Source organism: Streptomyces sp. NPDC002104, from assembly GCF_053593795.1.
Map to the genome: position 1 here is coordinate 43346 of NZ_JBSFDF010000046.1, position 23711 is coordinate 67056.

Here is a 23711-nt window from a genome sequence, read left to right on the forward strand (position 1 = left end):
TGAGAACGTAGGCTGCCCTCCATGGGAAAGAAGCGCTCGGGCGGCGGGCTCACGGGGCCACAGCAGGCCGCCAAGTTCCTCGGTGTGTCCGTTCTCTCCGGAGTTGTACTTGCGGGCATCGCGATCCCGGGCGCCGGCGCCCTCGGACTCGCGGCCAAGGGCACGGTCGAAGGATTCGATGAGATCCCGGCCAATCTCAAGACACCGCCGTTGAGCCAGCGCACCACGATTCTGGACGCAGAGGGTGGCCTGATCGCCACGGTCTATTCGCGTGACCGGCAGGTGGTCCCCATCACGGCCATCTCCCCGTACATGCAGAAGGCCATCGTCGCGATCGAGGACTCCCGGTTCTACGAGCACGGCGCGGTCGACCTCAAGGGCATCCTGCGTGCGGTCAACCGCAATGCCCAGGAGGGCGGCGCGGCGCAGGGCGCGTCGACGCTGACGCAGCAGTACGTGAAGAACGTCTTCGTCGAGGAAGCCGGCGACGACGAGACGAAGGTGCGCGAGGCCCAGGAGAAGAGCCTCGGGCGCAAGATCCGCGAGCTGAAGTACTCGATCCAGGTCGAGGAGGAGCTCGGGAAGAACAAGATCCTCGAGAACTACCTCAACATCACGTACTTCGGGCAGCAGGCCTACGGAATCGAATCCGCGGCCCAGCGCTACTTCAGCAAGCCCGCCAAGGACCTGACCCTGGACGAGGCAGCGATGCTGGCCGGCGTGGTGCAGTCGCCGAGCCGGTACGACCCGGTGAACGACTCGCAGGAGGCGACGAAGCGCCGCAACATCGTCCTCCAGCGCATGGCCGACGTGAAGAACATCTCCCAGGCCGAGGCGGACGCGGCGAAGGCGAAGCCGCTCAAGCTGAAGGTGACCAAGCCGAAGAACGGCTGCATCACCGCGGTCAAGGGCGCGGGCTTCTTCTGCGACTTCGTGCGCAACACCTTCCTCGACGACACCGCCTTCGGGAAGACCCGCGAGGAGCGGGCGAAGGTCTGGAACCAGGGCGGCCTCACCGTCCGCACGACCCTGGACCCGCAGTCGCAGGACTCCGTCAACGAGTCCATCAAGGACCACGTGGACCAGGACGACAAGGTCGCGACGGCCGTCACCCTCGTCCAGCCCGGCACCGGGCGGGTCCTCGCCATGGGCCAGTCCAAGCCGTACGGCTTCGGCAAGAACGAGACCCAGATCAACTTCTCGGTGGACAAGAAGATGGGCGGCTCGAACTTCGGCTTCCCGACCGGCTCCACCTTCAAGGCGTTCGTCGCGGCCGCGGCCCTGGAGGGCGGGCTGCCTCCGACGAAGATGTACCAGTCCCCGTACGACATGGACTACCCGAGCCCGGTGCGGACCTGTGGCGACAAGCCCTGGGTCAACACCGACCACGCGAAGGTGGAGAACGAGACCGAGTCCGAGGTCGGCCCGTACGGGATGAAGGAGGCGATGGCCAAGTCGGTCAACACCTACTTCGTGGAAATGATCTCCGAGGTGGGACTGTGCCCCGTGACCGAGATGACCACCAAGCTCGGTGTGATCCCGGCCAACGGCGCCAAGCTCCCCGAGGTCCCCGCCATCGCGCTCGGCAGTGAGGGCATGTCCCCGCTGACCATGGCCAACGCCTACGCCACCTTCGCCAACCGCGGCGTGTACTGCACCCCGGTCACCATCGAGTCGATCACCGACTCGCACGGCAAGGCGCTGACGGTCCCGAAGTCCAAGTGCGGCCGCGCGATGAGCGAACGGACCGCCGACACCATCAACACGCTGCTGCTCGGCGTGGTCGACTCCGGTACGGGCCAGCAGTCGGGCCTGAAGGACCGGGAGAGCGCCGGCAAGACGGGTACCACCGACAGCCGGTACAACGCCTGGTTCGTCGGCTACACCCCGAACATGGCCGGCGCGACCTGGGTCGGCTCCGGCGGCGCCAAGCAGGTGTCGATGGAGAACATCACCATCGGCGGCCAGTACTACGACAAGGTCTTCGGCGGTGGCCTGCCCGGCCCGATCTGGAAGCAGGCCGTCTCCGGCGCGCTCTCCGGCCGCGAGGCCCCGAGCTTCACCACGGTGAACATCCCCGACACCCCGAGCCCGTCCCCCGGCGGCAAGCCCAGCGGCAAGCCCAACAAGCCAGGCAAGCCGGGCCGCGGCGACGGCAAGCCCGGTGACGGCAAGCCGGGCAACGGCCGGACCGCCGGGCAGACCGGCGGAACCACCGGCGGGGACACGGGCGGCAGGGGCGGGGACGACCCGCTCGGCGGGATCACGCTCCCGCCGGGCATCATCGGCGGCCGCGACTAGACGCCGTAGGACCCGTAGGACCCGTAGGACCCGTAGGACCCGTAGGGCCCTTGAAGTCCGCGGCGAAGAACACGGGAGGGCCCCCACCAGATCCGCATCCGGATCTGGTGGGGGCCCTCCCGTTTTCCCTGACGGGAACGGCGCACGTACGCGCCTGCGTACTGAGGCCCGGCGCTACGACAGGTGCTTCTTGACGGCGGCGGCGACGCGCCCGCCCTCCGCCAGACCCGCGACCTTCGGGTTCACGATCTTCATCACGGCGCCCATGGCCCGCGGCCCCTCGGCTCCCGCCGCCCGGGCCTCCTCCACGGCCTGCGCCACGATCGCGTCGAGCTCCGCCTCGCCGAGCTGCTTGGGCAGGTAGGTGTCGAGGAACTCGCCCTCGGCGGTCTCCCGCGCGGCCTGCTCGGGACGGCCACCCTGCGCGAAGGCGTCGGCGGCCTCGCGGCGCTTCTTCGCCTCCTTGGCGATCACCTTGAGGACTTCCTCGTCGGAGAGCACCCGGGCTTCCTTGCCCGCGACTTCCTGGTTGGTGATGGCCGAGAGGGTCAGGCGCAGCGTGGACGAGGCGAGCTCGTTGCGCGCGCGGATGGCGGTGGTGAGGTCTTCCTGGAGCTTGGCCTTGAGCGTGGTCATGCCCCGAGTCTGCCAGGTACGGGGGCCCCGGCGCCCGCCGGTTTCCCGGCGGGGTTGCCGGGTCTGCGAACATATGGGCATGCGTGCGCGTTACGGAGTACCTCTGAAGGTCACCGCCGGGATCGCCGCGGCGGGGGCCGCCGGTCTGGCCTATGCCGCCGGTTTCGAAGCCCGGTCCTTCCGCCTGCGCCGGGTCACGGTCCCCGTGCTCCCGCAGGGGATGCGCCCGTTGCGCGTCCTGCAGGTCTCGGACATCCACATGGTCGGCGGGCAGCGCAAGAAGCGCGCCTGGCTGCAGTCCCTCGCCGGGCTGCGCCCCGACTTCGTGGTGAACACGGGCGACAACCTCTCCGACACGGAGGGCGTGCCGGAGGTGCTCGACGCGCTCGGCCCGCTGATGGAGTTCCCCGGCGTGTACGTCTTCGGGTCGAACGACTACTACGGCCCCCGGCTGCGCAATCCCGGCCGCTACCTGCTGGAGAAGGCGCAGGGCCGGCACGGGCTGAACGGCAACAAGCCGGTCGTCGGCGCCGTCCACAACCCGTGGGAGGGGATGCGGGACGCCTTCGACGCGGCCGGCTGGCTGAACCTCACCAACACCCGGGGCCGGCTCAAGCTCGACGGGCTGGAGCTGGCCTTCACCGGCCTGGACGACCCGCACATCAAGCGCGACCGGTACGCGAAGGTCGCGGGCGGCCCGGAGGCGGACGCGGACTTCTCGATGGCCGTCGTGCACGCCCCGTACCTGCGCGTCCTCGAATCCTTCACCGCCGACCGGTACCCGCTGATCCTGGCCGGCCACACGCACGGCGGGCAGCTGTGCATCCCCTTCTACGGGGCGCTCGTCACCAACTGCGACCTGGACACCCAGCGGGTGAAGGGGCTCTCCACGCACGAGACGCAGGGGCAGCGCGCGTACCTCCACGTCTCGGCGGGCTGCGGGACGAACCGCTTCACCCCGGTGCGCTTCGCGTGCCCGCCCGAAGCGACACTGCTGACACTCACTCCGAAGGCCTAGCCCGGGCGCTCGCGCCGGGTACGTTGACAGGATGATCACACCCGGCGCACCCGGCGCAGGCGCACCCGGCGCGCTCCGCCTCCCGACCGTCGCCTTCCGCGCGCTGATCGCCGCCGCGGCCGTCACCGGCCTGGTCATCGAGTGCGCGTACGGCAGCGTCCCGGTCGTCCTGAGCTTCTTCACGATCTGGACGAACATCCTGGTCGCGATCACCTTCGGGCTCTCCGCCCACCGCGTCCACCGGCGCGAGCCGGACGTGGCCCCCTTCTGGCGGGGCGGGGTCCTCCTCTTCATCCTGGTCACCGGCCTGGTCTTCCACCTGGTCCTGGCCAACCCGTCGAGCCCCTTCAACGTGCTCGACGACCTCGACAAGCTGACCGGCGCGAAGGCCGTCTCCAACCAGCTCCTCCACACGGTCACCCCCATCGGCGCCGTCCTGGACTTCCTCTTCCTGACGGCCCCCCGCACCCTGCGCCCGCGCTACGCCGCGCAGTGGCTGGCGTACCCCCTGCTCTACGTGGCCTTCGCGCTGATCCGCGGCGCCCTGCTCTCCCCCGACGTCCCGACGCGGTACACGTACCCCTTCATCGACGCCGCCCAGTACGGCTACGCCCGGGTCGCGCTGAACGCCGTGGTCCTGGGCCTCGCCTTCTACGCCCTCGGCCTCGCCCTGGTCACGGCGGACCGCTACCGCCCACCACGCGAAAACCGGATTTCGTCTCCGGCCGAGGGTCCGCTAAAGTAATCGATGTCGCCAGGGCAGCAAGCGCTGCAAGGGTGGACATCGGGGTGTAGCGCAGCTTGGCAGCGCGCTTCGTTCGGGACGAAGAGGTCGTGGGTTCAAATCCCGCCACCCCGACTTCGTGGCATCAGGTGAGGGACCTACCGTTTTCGGTAGGTCCCTCACCTGTTTGTGTGGGGGGACCAGGGGTCCGGGCCCGGGTCGGTGTTTTCGGCGCGTTGGGCCAGGCGGTCGATGTAGTGCTGCCACAGTTCCGCGTGTGCCTCGCACGACTCTGTTGTGGGCAGGCCGCTGTGGGTCAGGTGGAGCACCGTGCCCGCGGGTGTGGGGGCGAGGGTGATCTCCAGCCGGGTGGGGCCGGCCGGCGTCAGGGGTGGGGATCCCTCCCAGTTCCAGGTGAGGACGAGCCGCTCCGGCGGGTCGAGCGTGAGGAAGCGGCCGGATGCCACGTTCTCGCCGCTGACCCGTGTGCGGTACGGGCCACCGGGCTCGAAGGAGAACGTGGCCTCGGCGTCGCCCATCCAGGACAGCCACCGGTCCCGGTCGGTGAAGAAGCCGAAGACGGCTTCCGGGCGGGCCGCGATGCGGCGCTCCAGCGTGACGGTGTCCATCGGGGTCGCGGGAGTGGTCATGGGGCCAGTCTCCCGCGACGGCGATGCGGCGGCACTGCGGTGGCTCGGCGGTGGCTCGGCCCGCTGCAGATTCTTGGGTCAGCCGGTGATTTCTATCTTGCCGTTGCGGGCGGGGGTCTCCGGGGGCGAGGTGGTCAAGGACTTCAGGAGCTGGGGCAGGTCCACGCCGGTGGTGGAGCTCAGGAGCTCCATGCCCTGGGCGACGTTGTCGGTGACCGTGCGGGAGAGCTTGCTCGCGCCGTCGGTGGAGATCACGGTCATCTTGTCGATGGCCGAGAGGGGCTCCGCGGCCTTGGCCACGACCTGCGGCAGGGCCTCGACCATCATCTGGATCATGGCCGCGTCGCCGTACGTCTCGAAGGCCTCCGCCTTCTTCTGCATGGCCTCCGCCTCGGCCGAACCACGGGCCAGGATCGCCGCGGCCTCCGCGTCGCCCTCCAGGCGGACCGCTTCCGCGATCGCCGCTCGGCGGGCGCGTTCCGCCTCGCCCCGCTTGGCGCCCTCGATGGCCTCGGCCTCGGCCAGGGCGGAGCGGCGCTGCTTCTCGCCCTCGCCCGTGAGGCGGGCGCGCTCCGCCTCGCCCTGGGCGGCGGCGATGGCCGCGAGGCGCTCGGCCTCGGACTGCTTGACGCGGGCCACCCGCTTGGCCTCCGCCTCCTGTTCGGCCTCGTAGCGGCGGGCGTCGGCGGGCTTGCGGACCTGGGTGTCGAGCTGGCGGTCGGTCAGGGCGGCCTGGCGCTCGGCCACCTTCTCCTGCTCACCGAGGATCTGCTGCTGACGGTCGGCCTCGGCCAGCGGGCCGGCGGCGTTGGCCTGGGCCGCCGCCGCGTCGGTCTCGGCCTTGATCTCCGCCTGGCGGAGGTAGAGGGTGCGCTCGGCGACCGCTATCTCCTCCTCCGCCTTCAGGCGGGCCTGCTCGGCGGCACGGCGGGAGTTGGCCTCGGCGATGTCGGCCTCCTGCTTCGCGCGGGCGGCTTCGGGACGGCCGAGGTCTTCGAGGTAGGAGCCCTCGGTGGTGATGTCCTGGATCTGGAAGGCGTCCAGGACCAGGCCCTGCCCGGACAGGCTGGCCTCCGCCTCCTCGGCGACCTGCCCCGCGAAGGCGGCCCGGTCGCGGATGATGTCCTCCACCGACATGCGGCCCACGATGGCGCGCAGGGCGCCGGAGAGCACCTCCTGGGTGAAGCCGACGATGCCGTCCTGCTGCTGCAGGAAGCGCTGCGCGGCGGCCCGGATGGCGTCCTCGTTGCCGCCGACCTTGACGATCGCGACGCCTTCGAGGTTCGCCTTGATGCCGCGCAGGGTGACGGCGCCGCGTACGGCGATGGGGATGTGCCGGCTGGAGAGGTCGAGGGTGTAGCGCTGCTGCACGAAGGGGACGACGAAGACCCCACCGCCGACCACGACCTTCTGGCCGGTGGTGTCGGTGGATATCCGGCCGGTCTCCGGGTCGGTGGAACGCTTGCCGCGCCGGCCGGTGATGATGAACGCCTCGCTGGGCCCCGCGACCTTGTAGCGCGTGACGACGACCAGGGCGAGCAGGACGAGGAGTACGGCGACTCCGACGACCGCGGTGACGACTGGACTCATGGCGGATCCTCCCTGCCTCCCCGTGGGAGCAGATCGGTGATGGTGGGAGTGGGGGTGGGGTGGGGTGGAGTGGGGTGGGGTGGGGGTGGCCGGCTCAGTGGTCCACCGGGCAGACGGTGACGGAGGTGGACGACGGGGCCGCCGTCACCCATACCTCCGCGCCGCGGGCCAGTGGGCCCTCGGCGGTCGCCGCGTACTTCACGGGCTGGCCGGCCAGGCGCAGGAGGACCTCGCCGTAGCCGGGGAACGGGATCGCGGTGACCACCGTCCCGGTCGAGCCGACGAGGGAGTCCTGGTGCGGGGCGGCCCCGCTGCGGTCCCGCATCAGGGCGCGGCTCAGGCGGTACGTCGCCCAGCCCGCGCAGGCCCCTGCGAGCGTGCCCGCGGCGGTCGCCGGGACCGGGCCGGAACCCGTGGTCCCGAGCACGATCGCCCCGGTGAACCCGAACATCGAGACGAACCCCGCGAGCACCGGAAGGGACAGCCAGCCGTCGGACAGCGCTGCGAGCGCGCCGTGGAAGAGGCCTTCCAGCACGCCGTCCAGGAGCAGGGAGAGGGCCAGCAGCACGATCCCCGCCATGCCGAGACCGAGAAACAAACCCATGAACACACCTCCCGCCCGCGCGGCATTTGCGCCGGACACCGGCATCGTGTCACCGGAGGGGGGCCGCGCACATTGCCTGATGTCGGCAGTTTTTACGCCTCTTTGACGCAGCGCACGGGTCTACGTCACGCGTCGCCGTCCGGCCAGCCCAGCAGGCGGGCTCCGATCACGGCGGTCTGGAGCGTGTAGCGGTTCAGGGGATCGGCCGGATCGGCCCCGGTGAGGGTGTGGATGCGGTCCAGCCGGTACGTCAGCGCGCGCACGCTGAGCGAGAGGCGCCGGGCGGCCTCGGTGGAGACGCAGCCGCTGTCGAAGTACGCGGTGAGCGTGTCGAGGAGCGGCCGCGCGCCGCCGCGGGCCCCGCGCAGGGGGCCGAGGGTGCTCCCGACCAGGTCGGCCATGGCCTGCCGGTCCCGGGTCAGGACGGGAAAGACGAGCAGGTCGGCGGCGTGCAGCACCGGGCCGTCCAGGTCCATCCGCCGGGCCAGGTCGAGGGCGTTCAAGGCCTCCTCGTAGGAGTGGACGACCCCGCCCGGGCCCGGGTGCGAGCGGCCGATCCCGACCCGGCCGCCGTCGGTGGCCGCGTGCGCCTGCTTCGCGAAGTACGCCAGGACCTCGGGCTGGTCCCCGGGGGCCACGCAGATCAGCCGTCCGTCCTTGGTGGTCAGCAGGATCTGCCGGCCCGGGAACCGGGTGAGGACCGCCGACTCGATCCCGCGCGCCACGGGGTAGCCGTCGCCGTACGGCTCGGGGCCGGTGGCCACGGCGACCCCGTGCGACTGCGAGAGGCGCAGCCCGAAGCGCTCGGCGCGCTCGGCCAGCCGGCCCAGGTCGCTGCCGCCGTAGAGGAGGTCGTCGATGAACTCCCGGCGGGCCGCCTCCTCCTGGCGCACCGCCTGCTGCTGGGCGCGCTCGTAGCCCTCGACGAAGGCGTCCACCGCCTGTTCGACGGCCGACAGGAGCGGGCCCGGCGCGGGCAGGGGCCGTACGTGCTGCGCCGCGGCCAGGTGATCGCGTATCAGGGAGCGCAGGGCCAGCCCGGCCTCCGCCGCCCGCTCCCCCTCCGCACGGCGTGACTCCAGCTCGTCGCGGGTCAGCCGGCGCCCGGTGGCGCAGGCGGCGACGAGCACGTCGGCGTACCCCGAGAGGTGGTCCTGCGGTGCTTGCGGTTCCGCCACGTTCTTCCCCCGTTCCCGGCGCGCCCGTGCTGTCGCGTCCTTGGTGCGGGGACAAGGGTCACACGCTCGTGAGGGCCGCCGCTCCGAAGGAGACGTCGAAGCGGTCGCACCAGATGGTGACGCTGGTGTACGCGGAGGGGTTCACGCCGGCCGGGAGCGCGTAGTTCTGGTCGCCCTTGTTGCCCTTCAGCTTGCCCAGGCTGACGTACGCGCCGTCGTCGAAGACCCGCCAGCCCGCCGTGCCCTCCTTCACCGGGGCGTCCGTCAGCCAGACCCGCAGGTCGGGGCCGTTGCTGGTGTCGAGGTTCTCCAGGCGCAGGGTGTGGGAGCCGTCGGGGAGCCGGATGAGTTTCGCGGTGCCCGTCGTGGTGTGCTCGTGGCTGATCAGCGTGCCCTGGGCGAGGGTCCGGGGTGCGGGCGGCGGCGTGGCCGGCGGGGTGGCCTGCAGCGTGGCCGGCGGTGCGGGTGCGGCCGGGGCCGCCACCGGGAGGGATTCGTTGACCGTGGCGTCCTGCCAGAGCTTCCACGGCTGGAACCAGTACAGGCCGAGGCCCAGGAGGAGGGCCACCGGGAGGGCGAGGACCTTCAGGAGCCTGCCTGCCCCGCGCTTCGGGTTCTGCGTCACTCGTCGGGCCCTTCTCCGCGTACGGACGGCCGGCCGGCCGTCGTGGACATTCAACGCGCGGGCGCGGGGCCGGACCAGGCCCGGCCGGATGACGAAAGGCTTACGTCATCCGGCCGGGTGGGGCCGTACCCGTCAGGCCGGGCCCGTCGTATCGGGCCCGCGGGTCGGCCGGTGAGGGTGGCTCAGAGGGTGCGGAGCTTCGAGGTGAAGACCTGGTTGGCGACCTTGTCGCCCAGGACGAGGCCGTCCGCGGCGTCCCACGGGTAGTGGACGCCGAGCCAGATCCGGCTGTCGGCGTCCTCCTTGCCGGCCGCGCTGAAGCTGGTGAAGTGACGGGTCTTCACCAGGGCCTGCGGTTCGTCGGTGGTGAGGTCGAAGGAGATGTTGTCGCTGCCGAAGTAGCGCTTCATCACCCCGGCCCAGGCGCCGCCGAAGGAGGCGTGCCCGGAGACGTACGCGGGGAAGCACGGGCTGACGTTGACGCCCGTCGGGCTCTTCAGCAGCGGCTTCCACTGGGGGTCGAGGCCGCCCTCGCGGATCGCCGAGACGGGCCGCCACAGGTCGATGGGCGTGGCGAACTTGGCGTCGCGGACCGCGATCCCGGTGTCGGCCATGGCGAGGGAGACCAGGGCGAAGAGGCGGGCGTTCGCGTAGACGCCGAGACCCCGGGCCTTGGAGACCTCGCGGGTGGCCTGGAGCATGTGGCCCGGCGGCTTGTAGGTGCCGTTGTTGTCGTTGGCCCAGAACCAGGCCGCCGCGAGCTGGTCCGGGGTCCGGTTGACGACCGGGGTGGCGGCCGTGGGCTTGTCGGCGCCGGCCGTACGGACCGCCGCGACCTGCCGCTTGTACTCGTCGCTCGCCACCAGGGCCTCGTACGAGCCGTACTGGGTCAGGGTGGTGGGGCGGAACTGGGAGCCGGAGGCCAGCGAGAACGGCTTGACCTGGCCGTAGAACGGGCTGACCGCGTCGCTGTCCTCGTCGCAGGAGGAGTCGGGCATGTCCGGGTAGCTCGTGGGCCGCCAGGCGCCCGGCTTGTTGTCCCCCACGTAGACCTGCGGGTTGTCGGAGCCGTCGCCGGTGCGGGCGTCGGTCATCTGCTTGACCATCGCGCCGACCACGGAGAGGTCGAGGAAGTCGCCGGCGGTGGGCTCGGTGCCGAACCGCTCGCGGAAACGCGCGTCGAGGTACTGCGTCTGGTCCGCGTAGCGGCTCTGCTTGTTGCCGTAGAGGTTCAGGAGGATGTTGTAGGCCGTGCGGCCGATGACGCGCTCCTCCTCGTCCGGGCCCTCGACCCAGCCCGCGTAGTTCTCCGCCTTGATGTACGGCTCCGAGGTGATCCTGCCCTTCCACTTCAGCTGGTACGAGGACTCCGCGTCGTAGATCGCGGCGTTCATCATCGCGGCCGATCTGGCCATCGGGACGGGCCCGCCGCCGACCCGGCGGAAGACGTTCTGCAGCACGTCGTTCCAGTAGTGCACGGGGTCGGCTATCGACTGCGCCGGCAGCGCGGCGTGGGCGGGCTGCGGGGAGGCGGCGAGAACGGTTCCGGTCGCGGCCAGGACCACGGCGCTCGCCAGGGCCCGGTGCCAGAGCACGCCCCGGCGGGTGGCGCCGCGCACGGTGCGCAGAGGAGTGCTGAGAGGGGTGCGACGAGAGGTGCGGACGTGCTCGTGCATGGCTCGACTCCCATGATTCACAGGCGAGTTGATCACCACGTAGGTGGCGGCGTGATCATGGCCGCAGGTGGGCCGCGGCGCTTGTAGAAATCGGAAGGGCCGTGCGGAATGGCCGGTCCCGCCCGGCTGGACGGCGCGAACCCGCCACCGCTCCGGCACCTGTGGACGGCCGCGGCCGGCAGAACTCGCCGATCGCCGGAACCGCGGGGCCCCTCCGCCCGACCAACTCCACGCGGAGGGACCACCGGTGACAGCGGAAGGGCGTGGGATGGGCGGGCTGGACGTGCGCATGGAGGGGGTGGGCTGCCGGCACGGGCGGGTCGAGGCCGTGTCCGGCGTCGACCTGGAGATCGCCGCGGGCGAACGCGTCGCACTGACCGGCACCAACGGATCGGGCAAGACCACCCTGCTGCGCGCCGTGCTCGGACTGCACCCGCAGGTCAGCGGGAAGATCCTGGTCGGCGGCCGCGCGGGCGACCCGGCCTGGCGGCGCCGGGCGTGCGCGTGGATCCCGCAGAAGCCCGCCGCCGGGCGCTTCCCGCTGCTGGGCGGCGAACTCCTCGCCAGCAGCGGCGACCCGCGCGCAGCCGCCGAGGCCGCGGGCCGGCTGGGGGTGGGGCCGCTGACCGGGCGGCCGCTGCACACCCTGTCGGGCGGGCAGTTGCAGCGGATGTACCTGGCCCGGGCGATCGGCTGCGTGGCCGCGGGGGCCGGCGTACTGCTCGCCGACGAGCCGACCGCCGCGCTGGACTTCGCCGGGCAGGACGAGGCCGCCGACGTCCTGGCGGCCCTGCCCGTGACGCTGGTCGTCGTCACGCACGACCGGGCGCTCGCGGAACGCTGCGACCGGGTCCTGGAGATGGCCGCCGGACACCTGCGGGAGGTCCGGTGAGCGCCACCCTCGCGGCCGCCTCCCTCGCGAGCGCCGACCTCGGCACCCTGCTGCAGCTGGCCCCCGTGCAGCGGGCCGGCTTCGCGCTGCTGCTGGCCGCCGTCGGGCTGCCCGTGATCGGTGTGGTCATCGTCGGGCTGGACATCATGCCGGTGCGCTTCGCGATGATGCACGTGGCGCTGCTGGGCATCGCCGTCGGACTGCTCACCGGGCTGGACCCCATGCTGTGCGCGCTGGTGGCCTGCGCCCTGGCCGGAGCCGGGGTCGCCCCGCTGGCCCGGACCCCGGACGGGCTGTCCGGGGCGATGGGGCTGCTGATGAGCCTGGCGATCGCCGCCGCGCTGCTGCTCCTCGCAGTGTCCGGGGTGAACGCCTCGGGCGCGTTCGCGCTGCTGTGGGGTTCGATCCTGTCCGTCGGCTCCGCCGATCTCGTCGTGCTCGGCGTCCTGGCCGTCCTCGTACCCGGCCTGTTCTGGTGGCGGCGGCGCGAGGTGGCGCTGCTGCTGTACGACCGCGAGCTCGCGCAGTGCTCGGGCGTGCCGGTGCGGGCGCTGACCACGGTCCTGCTGGTGCTCGTCGCGGTCGCCGTCGCCGGGGCCATCAAGCTCACCGGCGCCCTGCTGGTCGACGCGCTGACCCTGCTGCCCGCCCTGGCCGCGCGCCGGCTGGGCACCTCACTGAAATCGATCACCGGCTGGGCGGTGGGGATCGGCGTCTTCGTGAACCTGACCGGCTTCCTCATCGCCCTCCGGCTGGACTGGCCCCCCGGGCCCGTCCTCGTCCTGACCGCGGGGGCGCTCGTCCTCGCGGTGCACCTCGTACCCGAACGGAGAATCCGCTCATGGCGCCCCGAACCCGCGTCCGCAGCAGCAGCCCGGCCCGCATCGCCCTCCTCCTCGCACTGACCCCGGCACTGGCCCTGGTGGCCGGCTGCGGCACCGAGGACGGGAGGGCCGGGGGCGGTGGCGCCTCCGCCGGGGGCGGCGCGCCCTCGCGGACGGCCGTCGTCGTGACCACCACCTGGGAGGGCGCCTTCGCCAAGGCCGCGGGCGCGCAGGACGTCAAGGTGATCGTGCCGCAGTCCGTGCACCACGCCCCGGACTACGACCCCAAGCCCTCCGACCTCGCCGCGGTCGCCGGGGCCGACTTCGTGCTCTACGCGCCGTTCGAGCCGTACGCCGCGAAGATCAAGGAGGCCGCCGGGTCGAAGGCGAAGCTGGTGGAGGTGAACCTCGACAACGACGCCGACAAGGTCAAGGCCGAAGTCACCCGGCTGGGCGCGCTGTTCGGTACGCAGGCCGCCGCCGCGAAGTGGACGGCGGAGTTCGACGCCGAGTACGGGCGGGTCGCGAAGGACGTCCGGGCCGCCTGGCCCGGCGGCAAGAGCCCGTCGGTGGTGAGCCAGGTGTTCACCGCCTGGTCGGCGAAGCTGGCGGGCGCCACCCCGGTGGGCACCTACGGCCCCGAGGCGGTGACCCCGGCGCAGCTGGCCGAGCTGTCGGCGAAGAAGCCCGCGCTGGTGCTGGACAACGCGCACATGTCGACGGGGACCGTCCTGCCCGACTCCGGTGCGCGGCAGGTGGAGATCGTCAACTACCCCGGGAAGGACCTGGACTTGCTGCCGGTGTACCGCAACGCGGGGGCCGAGCTGAAGAAGGCCATGGGCAAGGTGGCCTAGGCATCGGGAGCTGGGTGGGTGGATTGGGTTGGGTTGGGGCGGGGCGGTCCCTTCGGGGCCGCCCCGCCCTCGTCTACGCGCCCACCCCGGCGGGGGCCGGGGCCTGGGCGGCCGGGGCCTGGGGGGCGGGGGCCGGGGCGGCTCCCGGGCCGGGCGCGGCGTCCGCGAGGCGGGTGCGCAGCAGTGCGCGGTCGGGCTTGCCGGCCGGGGTGAGCGGGAGCTCCGCGAGCAGCAGCAGGCGCTCGGGGTGCTTGCGGCGGTCGAGGCCGCGGTGCGTGAGGTGTCCGGCCAGGGAGTCGAGGGTGGGGGGCTGCGCGCCGCGGGGGACGACGCACGCGGCGAGGCGCTCGCCCATCACCTCGTCCGGGACCCCGACGCAGACGACGTCGCGGACGAGGGGGTGGGAGGAGAGCTCCCGTTCCACTTCGGCGGGGCTGATGTTGGCGCCGCCGCGGATGACGATGTCCTTGAGGCGGCCCACGACGTGGAGGACCCCGTCCTCGTCGATGAAGCCGAGGTCGCCGGTACGGACCCAGCCCTCGGGCGTGCGGTACCGGGCGTCCAGGTCCGGGGAGGCGACGTAGCACATGGGGGTCATGGGGCCGCGGGCGATGATCTCCCCGATCGACCCGTCGGGGAGCGGCTCGTGCGTCTCGGTGTCGGTGATCCGGATCTCGGCGACCCGGGGGTCGGGGCGGCCGGCGGCGACGCCCGTGCCTTCGGAGTCCGGGGTGGCGGCGCCCAGTCCGGTGTGGCAGTTGACCCCGTCGGCCGAGCCGTAGAGGTTCACGACCGGGCAGCCGAAGGCGCGGCTCGCGCTCTCGGCGGTGGTCTCGTCGAGGGGGGCGCCGCCGAGGATCAGGGCGGTGGGGGCGGGGAGCGGTACGGGGGCTCCGCCGGCGGCGTCGCCTCCGGCGGCTTCTCGTGCGGCGGCGTCTCGGCCGGCGACGTCTCGTCCGGCGGCTTCTCCTGCGGTGTTCTCCCTCCCGGCGGCCTCTCCTCCGGTGTTCTCCGCCTCCAGGCGGTCCAGCATCATGCGGATCATCGTGGGCACCCCGAGGACATGCGTGGGCCGGTGCTCGCGCACCGCCGCGAGGGCCGCCTCCGGCGTGAAGTGGTCGAGGACGATCAGGGTTCCGCCGTGCCGGGCGAGGGTGACCGCGGTGCCGCTGGAGCCGAAGGCGGACGCGAGCGGTACGAGGAACAGGCAGCGCGGCGGCGTCCCGTCGGGCATCAGCGAGGCGAGGAAGTTGCCGCGGCCGCCGGCGAGGGCGTTGTGGGAGTACGCGATCATCTTCGGCTCCGCCTCCGAGCCCGAGGACACCAGGATGCGGGCGGCGCTGTCGGGGTCGGGCCGGGCGGGCACGAAGGCGGCCGGGTCGGAGCGCAGCAGCGCCGCGAGCCGAATCGTTCCCTCGGGCTCCGTGCCCGCCGGTCCGCCGGCCGCGATGACATGGCGCAGCGCGGGCAGTTCGGGGGCCAGGTCGCGCAGTTCGGCGGCGTGGTGGTGGCCCCGGTGCTCCACCGCGGCGATCACCGCCACGGCCTCGGCACGGCGCAGCAGGCAGCGGGCCTCCTGGGCGCCCCGGCCCACGGGGAAGGGCAGGGCCACCGCGCCGAGGGCGGCCAGGGCCAGGTCCGCGATGACCGCGTCGCGGCCGTTGGGGAGCTGGACACCGACCACGTCGCCGGGCCGTACGCCGAGCTCCGCCAGGCCGGTCGCCAGACATCGCACCTTGCGGTCGAGCGCGGTGTAGCAGAGCGCGCCCTTGGCATCGATGACCGCGGTGTGGTGCAGGTCGGAGATCTGGCGGGCCCGGAAGAGGCTGTAGAGGTCGAGGTCGGGACAGGTTCCGTCGACCGCCCACGAGCGGCGCAGGCCCACGGGCAGCAGATCGTGCAGTGCGACGGTCATACGAAGCTCCAGGGGTCGGGAACGGCAGGGGCACCGTGCGCGTCCCGGCTGATCGAGCCGGCGAAGCGCGGGTCGTGGTGCAGGTCGGCGAGGTCGGTGGTGACGGCGGTCGCGGCGAGGCCGCGCGAGCGCAGCGTGCGCAGGGCGTCCTCGGTGGACAGGACGGACAGGGCGGAGGGGGTGGGTGGGGTGGAGGTGGTGGGTGGCGTGGGTGGGGTGAGTCGGGTGGGTGGCGTGGGTCGGGTGGGTGGCGTGGGTCGGGTGGGTGGCGCGGACCGGTCCGTGAGCCTGGGAGACACCGCCGCCGCGGCGGCGTCCGCGTCGGCCGGGGTGATCCAGCCGTCGGCGGTGCGTAGGGGCGTACGGAAGCCCGCCGGACGGCGGCCGCGCTCCCCGCTCCGGGCGCGGAGCAGGGCGGGGGCGGTGAGCAGGTCGGCGGCGCCGAGCAGCGAGGAGTCCACGCGGACGCCCCGCCCGGTGCGCTCGCGCAGCAGCAGCCCGGCGAGGACGGCCTCGGCGCCGAGCAGGCCGCCCAGCACGTCGAGCAGGGTCATCAGGGAGGGCGCGGGCACCTCGCCCTCGGGGCGGGCGGCCTCGCCGACGCCGGTACGGGCCTGGACCATGAAGTCCGTGCCCATCGGCGGATCGGCGATGCGGCCCGTACCCCAGCCGCCGGTGTACGCGTACACCAGCGCGGGGTTCACCCGGGCGAGGTCGTCGGAGTCCAGGCCCAGCTCGGCGGCCTTCCCCGGGGCCCAGTTGTGCAGGAACACGTCGGCTCCGGCCGCCAGCCCGGCCAGCCGCAGCCGGTCGCCGGGGGACTTGATGTCGATCTCCACGGCGTGCTTGCCCCGGTTCAGGGCCAGCCAGCGGGCGGAGATCCCCGAACAGGCGGGCGGCATGCCGCGCAGCGGGTCACCGCCCGGCGGCTCGATCCGGATCACCTCGGCGCCGAGCAGCCCCAGCAGATGGGCGGCCAGCGGCGCCTGGACGCGGCGGCCGGCTTCCAGGACGGTCATGCCCGCGAGGGGGCCGGGGGTGGGGGGCGTGGCCTTCGGGCGGCGAACGCCGCCTTCCGGGCCGTACGGGGCCAGGGCCCAGGGGGCGGCTGCGTCGTCCTCGGCGGCCCGCTCGGCCAGGCTCCGCAGCCGGCAGACCTCGGCTCCGGAGCTGGCCGCGGCCTCGCGGATCCGCTGCCAGGTGTGGGCCCGGGTGGTGGCGTGCAGTGCTGCGGGGAAGGGGGCGCACGCGGTGGCGTACCGGAACTGGAAGGGCCGCCAGCCGGCCCGTACCGCGTCGGAGGGCGCCTCCAGAGCCCGCCAGAATCCGGCCCAGGCACCCGGATCCAGGGTCTCCAGCTCGAAGAGCGTGCCGTCGACGGCCGTGAAGGGCGGCCCGCCGGGAGCCAGTTCGGCTGCTTCGCCCTCGTCGGCGCCGCTCGCGGCGAGGTACTGGGACACCACGAGCAGCCCGGCCCGGTCCACGTACGTGTGCGGCTGCGCGGCGGCGCCCTCGCACCCCCTGGCCCGGGCCAGCAGCGCGGCGAGCAGCCCCTGCGTGGTGAGGACGGCCGTCGCGGTGGTGGCGTAGTCCACGGCGAGCCCCCGCGGCACGCCGTCGCGGCGGCCGTGCACGGCCATGATCCCGGTCGCGGCCTGCACGGTCGCCTCGTCGGTGACACCCAGCAGGGCCGCCTCCGGCGAAGCCCAGGCGACGGTGGCGGTCGCGCGGGCGGGGAGGGTGGGCGTGGGGAGGGTGGGGGTGGCGGTGGGGAGGGTGGGGGTGGGGGTGGCGGTGGGGAGGGTGGGGGTGGTGTCCTCCAGGGTGATGCGGGCCGTCCCGGTGTCGCCCCCGCCGGCCTGCGCGGCATCCGGGCCGACGGCTCCCAGCAGCCTCAGGTGCCCGACCACCGGGCCGGCCAGCGCGGGCGGACCCGAGGCGGTGAAACGCAGCCCGTCGAGCGGCCGAGCGGTCTGGGTGACGGCGGGTGACGCCATGCCTCTCCTCTTCTCCCGGCCCGGCGGTCGGCCGGCGCCGCAGGTGGTCCCGTACGGGAACCAAGGGGCGGGCCCGCCCGACCAGTTCCACGGGAAGGCAGTCGCACTGCCGTTCCCACGGGTTCCCGGCGGGCTGGAGGAAAGTGGTGGAGGAGATGGTGGTGGATGGTGGAGGGGGTGGGCCGACGTCTGGTGAACCAGTGCGTAGGGATACGGAGTTGAGGGACCCCGAGTTGAGGGACCCCGAGCTGAGAGACCCCGAGCTGAGAGACCCCGAGCTGAGAGACCCCGAGCTGAGAGACCCCGAGCTGAGAGACCCCGAGCTGAGAGACCCCGAGTCGAGGGACCCCGAGTTGAGGGACCTGGAGTTGAGGGACCGGGTGGCGGAGTTCGTTCGGGAGCGGGTGATGCCCCGCGAGCCCGTCCTCGACGACGGCGGCCCCGCCGCGGCCGCGGCCCTGCGGGAACTCCAGGCCGACGCGAAGGAGGCGGGCCTCTGGGCCCTCCCACTCCCCGCGGAACTCGGCGGCCAAGGACTCGGTCTGGCGCGCTACGCCCTCCTCGCCGAGGCCGAGGGGGCCAGCGACCACGGACCGGCGGCGCTGGGATCGGCGCCGCTGCTGGACGCCACGATGCTGTGGCGGCACGGCGGCGACCGGGTGCGCGCGCTGTACCCGCACCGGCTGACGGCCGGCGAACTGCGCGCCTGCTACGCCATGACCGAACCGGAGACCCCGGGCACCGACCCGTACCTCACCTCCACGCACGCGGTGGAGGAGGCGGACGGGAGCTGGACCCTGAGCGGCCGCAAGTGGTTCACCTCGCACGCCGCCGGGGCCGACCTGGTGACCGTACTGGCCCGCACCGACGGGCAGCCGGGCGACCGTACGGGGCTGTCGCTGCTCGTCGTCCCCACCTCCACCCCGGGCTTCCGTGTAGTGCGGGAGCTGCCGGTGCTGGGCGCGGGCGGACAGTGGGAGATCGAGTTCGACCGGGTGCGCGTGACCGCCGACCACCTCCTCGGCGAACGCGGCGGGGCCCTCGCCATCGCCGCGGAACGCCTCCAACTGGGCCGTACCCTGCGCTGCTTGCGCTGGCTGGGCCAGGCGCAGCGCGCGTTCGACCTCATGTGCGCGCGCGTGAACTCCCGTACCGGGTCGCGCGGCCCGCTGGGCGGCCACCAGCTGGTGCAGAGCCACGTCTTCGAGTCGCTCCTGGCGCTGCGCACCACCCGGCCGCTCGTCCACGAGGCCGTCGCCGCGATCAGCGCGGGGCGGGACGCGCACGTGGAGGTGGGCCTGGCCAAGGTGGCGGCCGCCCGCATGCTCCAGCAGGTGACCGACGCGGCCATCCAGATCCACGGCGCGGCCGGCCTGGGCCCCGACACCCCCCTCCCCGCCCTCTACCGCACGGGCCGCACGGCCCGAATCCTGGACGGGCCGGACGAACTGCACATCACGGGTGTGGCGCGGAGGGTGTTGGGGGGGTACGGGAGGTAGGGAAGGTAGGGGGAGAGGGGAGCAGCCGGAGTGGCTGCTTGGGCTGCGGGTTCCTGCTTGGCTGCGTGAGGATTCGGGGGGAGCCCGGCAGTCCAGTGTCCTTTCGGGGTGAGCCGGTCCCTCAAGGGCGCTCCTTCGTCGCGTCGCTTCGCGATGGCCTTCGGCCACCCTTGACCGACCGACCCACCCCGAAACGCCACAAGACTTCCGGGATCCCCCCGGGGAACGGCCGGGAGGGAGACGTGGGGAGGAGCGGCCTCGTCGGCCATGCGCAGCCCCCTCCGGCCAGTGGGCATCCACGCACCGCCCCGGCAGGACCGTGACCTCAGCCGGAACAGACGCGCGGGGCGGTCAGCGCATCCAGGGGCGGGCGGCTGGACACCCTTCCCGTGACGCCGATATGCGCAACAGATCGCTACGCGCTGCCGCTCGGCTCAGCGACTGCGGGCCAACTGTGGCTGGGAACGACAGACTGCGGATGGCGGACGGCGGACGGGAAGGGTCAGACGGTGCGGAGGTCTGCTCGGCCGGTCAGGCCGGACAGGCCGAGGGCCAGGAAGAAGTCGCCCCAGACCAGTTCGTGGCGGACGGCTAGTCCCTTGGCCGCGTCGTAGCAACCGTTCAGCAGGCGGCCCCCGACGACATGACGGTCGGCCAGGTGCTTCAGGATCTCCTCCGCTCGGTGCGCGTACGCCTCGGCGCGGGGGCCGGGGAGCAGGGACAGCTTCAGCAGTGCGACGGCCGTGACGGCGGCGGCCGAGGTGTCCGCGGGGCCGTCCGGCCGGGCCGCGTCCGCAGCCGGGACCAAAGGCATGCCCGGGCCCGTCCACGCGTCGGCGAGCCGATCCGCCAGCCTCCAAGGATCCCCCGGAAGGCACGCGGCAACGGCAGGCCGGTGCAGTACGTCGGCCAGCGCGAGCAGCAGCCAGGCCGGTCCCCGGCTCCAGCCCGGAGCCGGCTCCGGGCACGCCAGCCAGCCCGCCCGCCCCTCGTGGGACCAGGCCGGTACGAGGTCACGGGCCCGGCAGGCCTCCGTCCCGGAGCCGGGGAGGCACAGGGCCAGGTGCTGCTGGAGGTGTGCGGCCGCGGCCGCCGGGCCGGCCAGGGCGAGCAGCGGGACCGTGCCCGGGAGCCCGTCCACCCGGGCCAGCAGTCGGGGCCCCCCGAACGCCGATCCCCAGGGCAGCAGGCCCAGTTCCTCGTCCAGCGCGGCCGAACAGGCCTCCGCCGCCCGCGCGCGCAGCTCCTGCGCCCCGGCGTCCTCGACGGCCAGGGCGGTCCCGTACCAGAGGATCAGCCCGCGCGTGGAGGTGTCGGCGTCCACCCAGGCGGCCAGCCGTGCGGTGCAGGCGGAGGCGGCGGCCCGGTCTCGTGCGGCGCCCGTGCCGCGGGCCCTCAGCCACAGCAGCCCCGCCCAGCACCCACCGGCCCAGGAGCCCCGGCCGGTCGTCGTCCACTCCCCCGTGTCCGGGTCCGCGTACAGCGGGAACCGTCCCTCGCCGACGGCGTTCGCGGTGAAGGCGACCTGTTCGAGCACCTCCGCCAACGCCCGCTCCGCCCAGTGGGCCACCGGAACCGTCATCGCCCCCGCCTCCGCTCCCGCACCGCCCACGTCACCCCGACACCGCACGCCACACCGAACTCGGCCGCCACCAGCAGCCAGCCCGTCCCGTAGCGCCCGGCGTTCGCGAGGGGGCCGAAGAGGAGGGGGCCGACGGCGAAGCCGGTGAAGAACCCGGCGGCCACCAGGGCGGAGTCCTGGCCGGCCCGGCCGGGGGCGGAGCGCTGCATCACCAGGACCATCGAGACGGCGTTGGCCGACACCGCGAACACCCCGACGGCCACCGCTGCCACCCACACCAGCGCAGCCGCGGCCGGTGCCGCGACCAGCAGGGCGGCCGCCCCCACCGCTCCGGCGGCCAGGGCTCCGGGCAGCCACTGGGCGCGGCCGGGCCGGGCCGCCTTCGACCAGCCGACCCGCCCGGCGATGCCCGCGACTCCGAGTACCGCGACCAGCGCGCCCGCCGCGGTGGGGCCCAGGCCGAGCCGCTGCGCGCCGAAGAGGGCCACGTAGGTGTTGACCGAGGCGATGCCGCAGCCCAGGAACAGGGAGAACACCGCCAGCCAGGCGATGGCACCCCGCGGGACCAGCGAGGCGCGGGGCCCGGTCGGGGCCGTCCCAGGGTCTGCGGGCAGGGCGCGCCGCGCCCACAGCGCCGCCAGCGCGGCGGTGGCGGCGGCCGTCCACACCGCTCCGCGCCAGCCGATACCGCCGGCCAGTGCCGTGAGCGGCAGCCCGGCGGCGAAGGCGCCCAGTTGGACGCCCGACTGCTTCATGCCGGTCACGGGCCCCCGGCGGCCGGGAGGCACCGCGGCGAGGATCGCCTTGTTGGTCGCGGGATTGGCCAGGGCCTGGGGCAGTCCGCCCAACGCGACGGCGGCGAGCAGGAATCCGGTGCCGGGCGCGGCGCCGATCAGCGCGAGCGCCGCCGCGGAGACCGACAGCAGGAGTACGAGGGAACGGCGCGGCCCGATCCGGTCCACCAGCCTGCCGCCGAGCGGTGACAGCACGGCGGCCGTACCGAACCCGACCGTGGTGGTCCAGCCGAGGACGGCGGGCGAGACCCTCAACTCCCCCACCAGGCGCGGACCGAGTGCGCCGAGCAGGAAGAGCTGGAGCATCGAGAGGGCCATGGCGCCGGTCAGCAGGGCGGTCAGCCCGCCCGCCGGGCCCTCGGTCCGGTCCTTCACGCGCGTCCACTCCGTTCTCGCTGCTCACCCACCTTCGGCACTAGGCCCGGGACAGGAGTCGGATTTGTGAACGCTCGGGTTCCCAGGGCTTGTTGTGGCTTGCGCCACACCTCGCGGGGGAGCGATTTCCGGACAATGAGAAAACCTGATGCCCTCTGTCGCCCCCGTCAGGCCGGTGCAACGATGGCCCCGCCATGACACCGGGTCGATGTTGCCGAGCGGTACGGGCCGCGATGTTCGCGGCCACCTGTGTGCTGCTCTCGTCCCTCGGGCACATCCTCATGTCGGGGACCTTCGTCCCCTGGTGGGGGATGACCGCGGCGTTCGCCGGAACCTCGGCGACCGGCTGGATCCTCGCCGGGCGGGAGCGCGGCCTCGCGGCCGTCGTCTCCGCGACCGTCGGCGTCCAGGCCGCCCTGCACGGCGGGTTCTCGCTCGCCCAGGCCGCGGCGGCGCAGCCGCGGGAACCGGTGGCCTCCCTGGGCCGCCGCTGGGCCCAGTACCTCCTCTGCGACGCCCCCTCCGTGCTCCACCCGCGGGCGGCTCCGGTGCCGGGCGCCGGCGGCACCGTCCGGCACGGGATGACCTCGATGACGGGGATGGCCGGGGCGAACGGCATGCACGGCATGCACGGGGTCCACGGGTCGCACGACATGACCGAGGTCCCCTCGTCCCTCGCTGCGGCCCTGCCGGTGCCGAGCGCGCACGCCATGGGTTCCATGTCACCGGCGGGCATGCTCGCGGGCCACCTCCTGGCCGCCCTGATCTGCGGTCTCTGGCTCGCGCACGGCGAACGCGGCGCCTTCCGCGTCCTGCGCGCCGTCGCCGCCCGCTTCCTCGTGCCGCTGCGCCTGGTCTTCCGGCTCCCCGCGCCCGCGCACCGGCCCCGCGTCCGGCGTCCGCGCGACCACCGGGTCCGGACACCGCGCAGGCTGCTGCTCGCCGACGCCCTCACCTCACGGGGCCCACCTCGCGGGACCGCTGTCGTCTGACAGCCGGCTCCCCGACGCGCCACGGGCACCCAGCACGCGTACCCGTACCGCGCCTCGGGCATCGGTCATGCCTTCCGGCAGGCCGTACCACCCGTTCCCCGGCCCATCGATGCCCGCGCTCCGGGCTCGCCGGGCGCACGTGGGTCACCCCTTCCTGCACGGGCACAGCGCCATCCGCGCGGCCCGCGCTGCCCTCGACCCCGTGCCCACGGTTCTCCGCGCGCGCCGAGACGTCGAATCCGGCCGGATTCCCCGAAGGACTCCAGGCGATGACCACTGCACTGCTCACCCGCCCGACGACCGCCCCGACCGCGCCCATCGCCCCCGCCCGCCGCACCGCGGGCCCCGACGAGGCCGTCACGCTCCTCGCGCTGGCCGCCCGTGACGGCGACCCCGTCGCGGTGGACCAGTTCGTACGCGCCCTGCACCGCGACGTGCGCCGTTACGTCGCCTACCTCAGCGCGGATCCGCAGTCCGCCGAAGACCTGACCCAGGAGACCTTCCTGCGGGCCCTCGGCAGCCTCCACCGCTTCGAGGGCCGCTCCTCCGCCCGTACCTGGCTGCTCTCCATCGCGCGGCGCACCGTGGTGGACAGCCTGCGCCACAAGGCGGCCCGCCCCAAGATCGCCGACAGAGACGACTGGCAGACGGCGGCCGAGCAGAGCCAGCCCCGCGGCGTACCCGGCTTCGAGGACGGCGTCGCGCTCGCGGAGCTGCTGGCGGCGATTCCCGCCGAGCGCCGCGAGGTCTTCGTCCTCACCCAGCTCATGGGCCTGCCGTACGCGGAGGCGGCGCTCATGCTGGGCTGCCCGATCGGCACCGTCCGGTCCCGCGTGGCCCGGGCCCGCTCGTCCCTGATCGACCTGCTGGACGACACGGACCCCGCCTGCGCCTGACCCCGAACGCCCGCACGGGGGCCCGGGCGCGGGTGCGGGTGCCTGCGGCGCGGGGCCGGGCGGACCGGGCGGACCCGGCGGCCTGCCCG

General features: G+C 73.6%; 20 protein-coding genes and 1 tRNA gene. 10 read left to right on the forward strand and 11 right to left on the reverse strand.

The annotated features are described in order from the left end of the window. Positions 1-21: 21 nt before the first annotated feature. Complete coding sequence (locus tag ACWCP2_RS29775) at positions 22-2301, forward strand: transglycosylase domain-containing protein (protein WP_450911652.1); 2280 nt, start codon at positions 22-24, stop codon at positions 2299-2301. A 174-nt stretch (positions 2302-2475) separates the two neighbouring features. On the opposite strand, the gene ACWCP2_RS29780 is transcribed toward ACWCP2_RS29775, so the two are convergent. Continuing rightward, positions 2476-2937 (reverse strand): GatB/YqeY domain-containing protein, encoded by a 462-nt coding sequence (locus ACWCP2_RS29780; protein ID WP_399381154.1) that lies wholly within the window; start codon positions 2935-2937, stop codon positions 2476-2478. 79 nt (positions 2938-3016) lie between these two features. Between ACWCP2_RS29780 and ACWCP2_RS29785 the strand changes: the two genes are divergently transcribed. The 3 genes from ACWCP2_RS29785 to ACWCP2_RS29795 all read left to right on the forward strand — a co-directional run bounded on the left by ACWCP2_RS29785 (position 3017) and on the right by ACWCP2_RS29795 (position 4814). Further along, a complete protein-coding gene (locus ACWCP2_RS29785) occupies positions 3017-3955 on the forward strand; it encodes a metallophosphoesterase (protein ID WP_450911653.1) in 939 nt (312 codons plus the stop codon). Between the two features lie 31 nt (positions 3956-3986). Then, positions 3987-4700: a Pr6Pr family membrane protein gene (locus ACWCP2_RS29790; protein WP_450911654.1), complete on the forward strand. Its 714-nt coding sequence runs from the start codon at positions 3987-3989 to the stop codon at positions 4698-4700. Positions 4701-4740: 40 nt separating this feature from the next. Beyond that, positions 4741-4814 (forward strand) — tRNA-Pro (locus ACWCP2_RS29795). 44 nt (positions 4815-4858) lie between these two features. Here the strand turns inward: ACWCP2_RS29795 and ACWCP2_RS29800 are convergent. The 6 genes from ACWCP2_RS29800 to ACWCP2_RS29825 form a co-directional block, all read right to left on the reverse strand. Beyond that, complete coding sequence (locus ACWCP2_RS29800) at positions 4859-5329, reverse strand: SRPBCC family protein (protein ID WP_450911655.1); 471 nt, start codon at positions 5327-5329, stop codon at positions 4859-4861. 78 nt (positions 5330-5407) lie between these two features. Further along, complete coding sequence (locus ACWCP2_RS29805; protein WP_450911656.1) at positions 5408-6919, reverse strand: flotillin family protein; 1512 nt, start codon at positions 6917-6919, stop codon at positions 5408-5410. A 94-nt stretch (positions 6920-7013) separates the two neighbouring features. After that, positions 7014-7523: a hypothetical protein gene (locus ACWCP2_RS29810; RefSeq protein ID WP_450911657.1), complete on the reverse strand. Its 510-nt coding sequence runs from the start codon at positions 7521-7523 to the stop codon at positions 7014-7016. 125 nt (positions 7524-7648) lie between these two features. Continuing rightward, positions 7649-8701: a PucR family transcriptional regulator gene (locus tag ACWCP2_RS29815; RefSeq protein ID WP_450911658.1), complete on the reverse strand. Its 1053-nt coding sequence runs from the start codon at positions 8699-8701 to the stop codon at positions 7649-7651. Between the two features lie 58 nt (positions 8702-8759). Continuing rightward, on the reverse strand, positions 8760-9290 hold the full coding sequence (locus ACWCP2_RS29820) for a DM13 domain-containing protein (protein WP_450911670.1): 531 nt from the start codon (positions 9288-9290) through the stop codon (positions 8760-8762). Positions 9291-9508: 218 nt separating this feature from the next. Beyond that, on the reverse strand, positions 9509-11002 hold the full coding sequence (locus ACWCP2_RS29825; RefSeq protein WP_450911659.1) for a vanadium-dependent haloperoxidase: 1494 nt from the start codon (positions 11000-11002) through the stop codon (positions 9509-9511). A 268-nt stretch (positions 11003-11270) separates the two neighbouring features. Between ACWCP2_RS29825 and ACWCP2_RS29830 the strand changes: the two genes are divergently transcribed. The 3 genes from ACWCP2_RS29830 to ACWCP2_RS29840 are packed head-to-tail and all read left to right on the forward strand — an operon-like array spanning position 11271 to position 13572. Then, entirely contained in the window at positions 11271-11894 is a 624-nt protein-coding gene (locus ACWCP2_RS29830; protein ID WP_450911660.1) for a metal ABC transporter ATP-binding protein, read from the forward strand. Further along, positions 11891-12799 carry a metal ABC transporter permease gene (locus tag ACWCP2_RS29835; RefSeq protein ID WP_450911661.1) on the forward strand — a complete coding sequence of 303 codons (909 nt, stop codon included), beginning with the start codon at positions 11891-11893 and terminating at the stop codon, positions 12797-12799. The genes ACWCP2_RS29830 and ACWCP2_RS29835 overlap by 4 nt, the downstream gene beginning before the upstream one ends. After that, entirely contained in the window at positions 12736-13572 is an 837-nt protein-coding gene (locus tag ACWCP2_RS29840) for an ABC transporter substrate-binding protein (RefSeq protein ID WP_450911662.1), read from the forward strand. The genes ACWCP2_RS29835 and ACWCP2_RS29840 overlap by 64 nt, the downstream gene beginning before the upstream one ends. A 73-nt stretch (positions 13573-13645) precedes the next feature. On the opposite strand, the gene ACWCP2_RS29845 is transcribed toward ACWCP2_RS29840, so the two are convergent. Then, a complete protein-coding gene (locus ACWCP2_RS29845; RefSeq protein WP_450911663.1) occupies positions 13646-15487 on the reverse strand; it encodes a class I adenylate-forming enzyme family protein in 1842 nt (613 codons plus the stop codon). After that, positions 15484-17484, reverse strand: coding sequence for a CoA transferase (locus ACWCP2_RS29850; protein WP_450911664.1), 2001 nt, complete (start codon positions 17482-17484; stop codon positions 15484-15486). The genes ACWCP2_RS29845 and ACWCP2_RS29850 overlap by 4 nt, the downstream gene beginning before the upstream one ends. A gap of 308 nt (positions 17485-17792) precedes the next feature. Here ACWCP2_RS29850 and ACWCP2_RS29855 point away from each other — a divergent pair, with 308 nt between their 5' ends. Beyond that, on the forward strand, positions 17793-18983 hold the full coding sequence (locus ACWCP2_RS29855; protein ID WP_450911671.1) for an acyl-CoA dehydrogenase family protein: 1191 nt from the start codon (positions 17793-17795) through the stop codon (positions 18981-18983). 502 nt (positions 18984-19485) lie between these two features. Here ACWCP2_RS29855 and ACWCP2_RS29860 read toward each other — a convergent pair. Together ACWCP2_RS29860 and ACWCP2_RS29865 are read right to left on the reverse strand one after the other, a co-directional pair. Next, the gene (locus ACWCP2_RS29860) at positions 19486-20565 is read right to left on the reverse strand and encodes a sugar ABC transporter permease (protein WP_450911665.1); all 1080 of its coding nucleotides are present in this window, start codon (positions 20563-20565) and stop codon (positions 19486-19488) included. Continuing rightward, positions 20562-21677 (reverse strand): MFS transporter, encoded by a 1116-nt coding sequence (locus ACWCP2_RS29865; RefSeq protein WP_450911672.1) that lies wholly within the window; start codon positions 21675-21677, stop codon positions 20562-20564. The genes ACWCP2_RS29860 and ACWCP2_RS29865 overlap by 4 nt, the downstream gene beginning before the upstream one ends. A gap of 251 nt (positions 21678-21928) precedes the next feature. Between ACWCP2_RS29865 and ACWCP2_RS29870 the strand changes: the two genes are divergently transcribed. Both ACWCP2_RS29870 and ACWCP2_RS29875 read left to right on the forward strand, forming a co-directional pair. Next, on the forward strand, positions 21929-22726 hold the full coding sequence (locus ACWCP2_RS29870; RefSeq protein WP_450911666.1) for a hypothetical protein: 798 nt from the start codon (positions 21929-21931) through the stop codon (positions 22724-22726). A gap of 269 nt (positions 22727-22995) precedes the next feature. Beyond that, a complete protein-coding gene (locus tag ACWCP2_RS29875; RefSeq protein WP_450911667.1) occupies positions 22996-23622 on the forward strand; it encodes a sigma-70 family RNA polymerase sigma factor in 627 nt (208 codons plus the stop codon). Positions 23623-23711: the final 89 nt, after the last annotated feature.

What these genes read in the sequence shown, in the direction of transcription:
- ACWCP2_RS29865 (WP_450911672.1), bottom strand. Translation starts at nt 21,677, where the DNA reads ATGGCCCTCTCGATGCTCCAGCTCTTCCTGCTCGGCGCACTCGGTCCG.
- ACWCP2_RS29805 (WP_450911656.1), bottom strand. Translation starts at nt 6,919, where the DNA reads ATGAGTCCAGTCGTCACCGCGGTCGTCGGAGTCGCCGTACTCCTCGTC.
- ACWCP2_RS29810 (WP_450911657.1), bottom strand. Translation starts at nt 7,523, where the DNA reads ATGGGTTTGTTTCTCGGTCTCGGCATGGCGGGGATCGTGCTGCTGGCC.
- ACWCP2_RS29790 (WP_450911654.1), top strand. Translation starts at nt 3,987, where the DNA reads ATGATCACACCCGGCGCACCCGGCGCAGGCGCACCCGGCGCGCTCCGC.
- ACWCP2_RS29840 (WP_450911662.1), top strand. Translation starts at nt 12,736, where the DNA reads ATGGCGCCCCGAACCCGCGTCCGCAGCAGCAGCCCGGCCCGCATCGCC.
- ACWCP2_RS29850 (WP_450911664.1), bottom strand. Translation starts at nt 17,484, where the DNA reads ATGGCGTCACCCGCCGTCACCCAGACCGCTCGGCCGCTCGACGGGCTG.
- ACWCP2_RS29830 (WP_450911660.1), top strand. Translation starts at nt 11,271, where the DNA reads ATGGGCGGGCTGGACGTGCGCATGGAGGGGGTGGGCTGCCGGCACGGG.
- ACWCP2_RS29845 (WP_450911663.1), bottom strand. Translation starts at nt 15,487, where the DNA reads ATGACCGTCGCACTGCACGATCTGCTGCCCGTGGGCCTGCGCCGCTCG.
- ACWCP2_RS29875 (WP_450911667.1), top strand. Translation starts at nt 22,996, where the DNA reads ATGACCACTGCACTGCTCACCCGCCCGACGACCGCCCCGACCGCGCCC.
- ACWCP2_RS29775 (WP_450911652.1), top strand. Translation starts at nt 22, where the DNA reads ATGGGAAAGAAGCGCTCGGGCGGCGGGCTCACGGGGCCACAGCAGGCC.
- ACWCP2_RS29780 (WP_399381154.1), bottom strand. Translation starts at nt 2,937, where the DNA reads ATGACCACGCTCAAGGCCAAGCTCCAGGAAGACCTCACCACCGCCATC.
- ACWCP2_RS29825 (WP_450911659.1), bottom strand. Translation starts at nt 11,002, where the DNA reads ATGCACGAGCACGTCCGCACCTCTCGTCGCACCCCTCTCAGCACTCCT.
- ACWCP2_RS29800 (WP_450911655.1), bottom strand. Translation starts at nt 5,329, where the DNA reads ATGACCACTCCCGCGACCCCGATGGACACCGTCACGCTGGAGCGCCGC.
- ACWCP2_RS29870 (WP_450911666.1), top strand. Translation starts at nt 21,929, where the DNA reads ATGACACCGGGTCGATGTTGCCGAGCGGTACGGGCCGCGATGTTCGCG.
- ACWCP2_RS29785 (WP_450911653.1), top strand. Translation starts at nt 3,017, where the DNA reads ATGCGTGCGCGTTACGGAGTACCTCTGAAGGTCACCGCCGGGATCGCC.
- ACWCP2_RS29860 (WP_450911665.1), bottom strand. Translation starts at nt 20,565, where the DNA reads ATGACGGTTCCGGTGGCCCACTGGGCGGAGCGGGCGTTGGCGGAGGTG.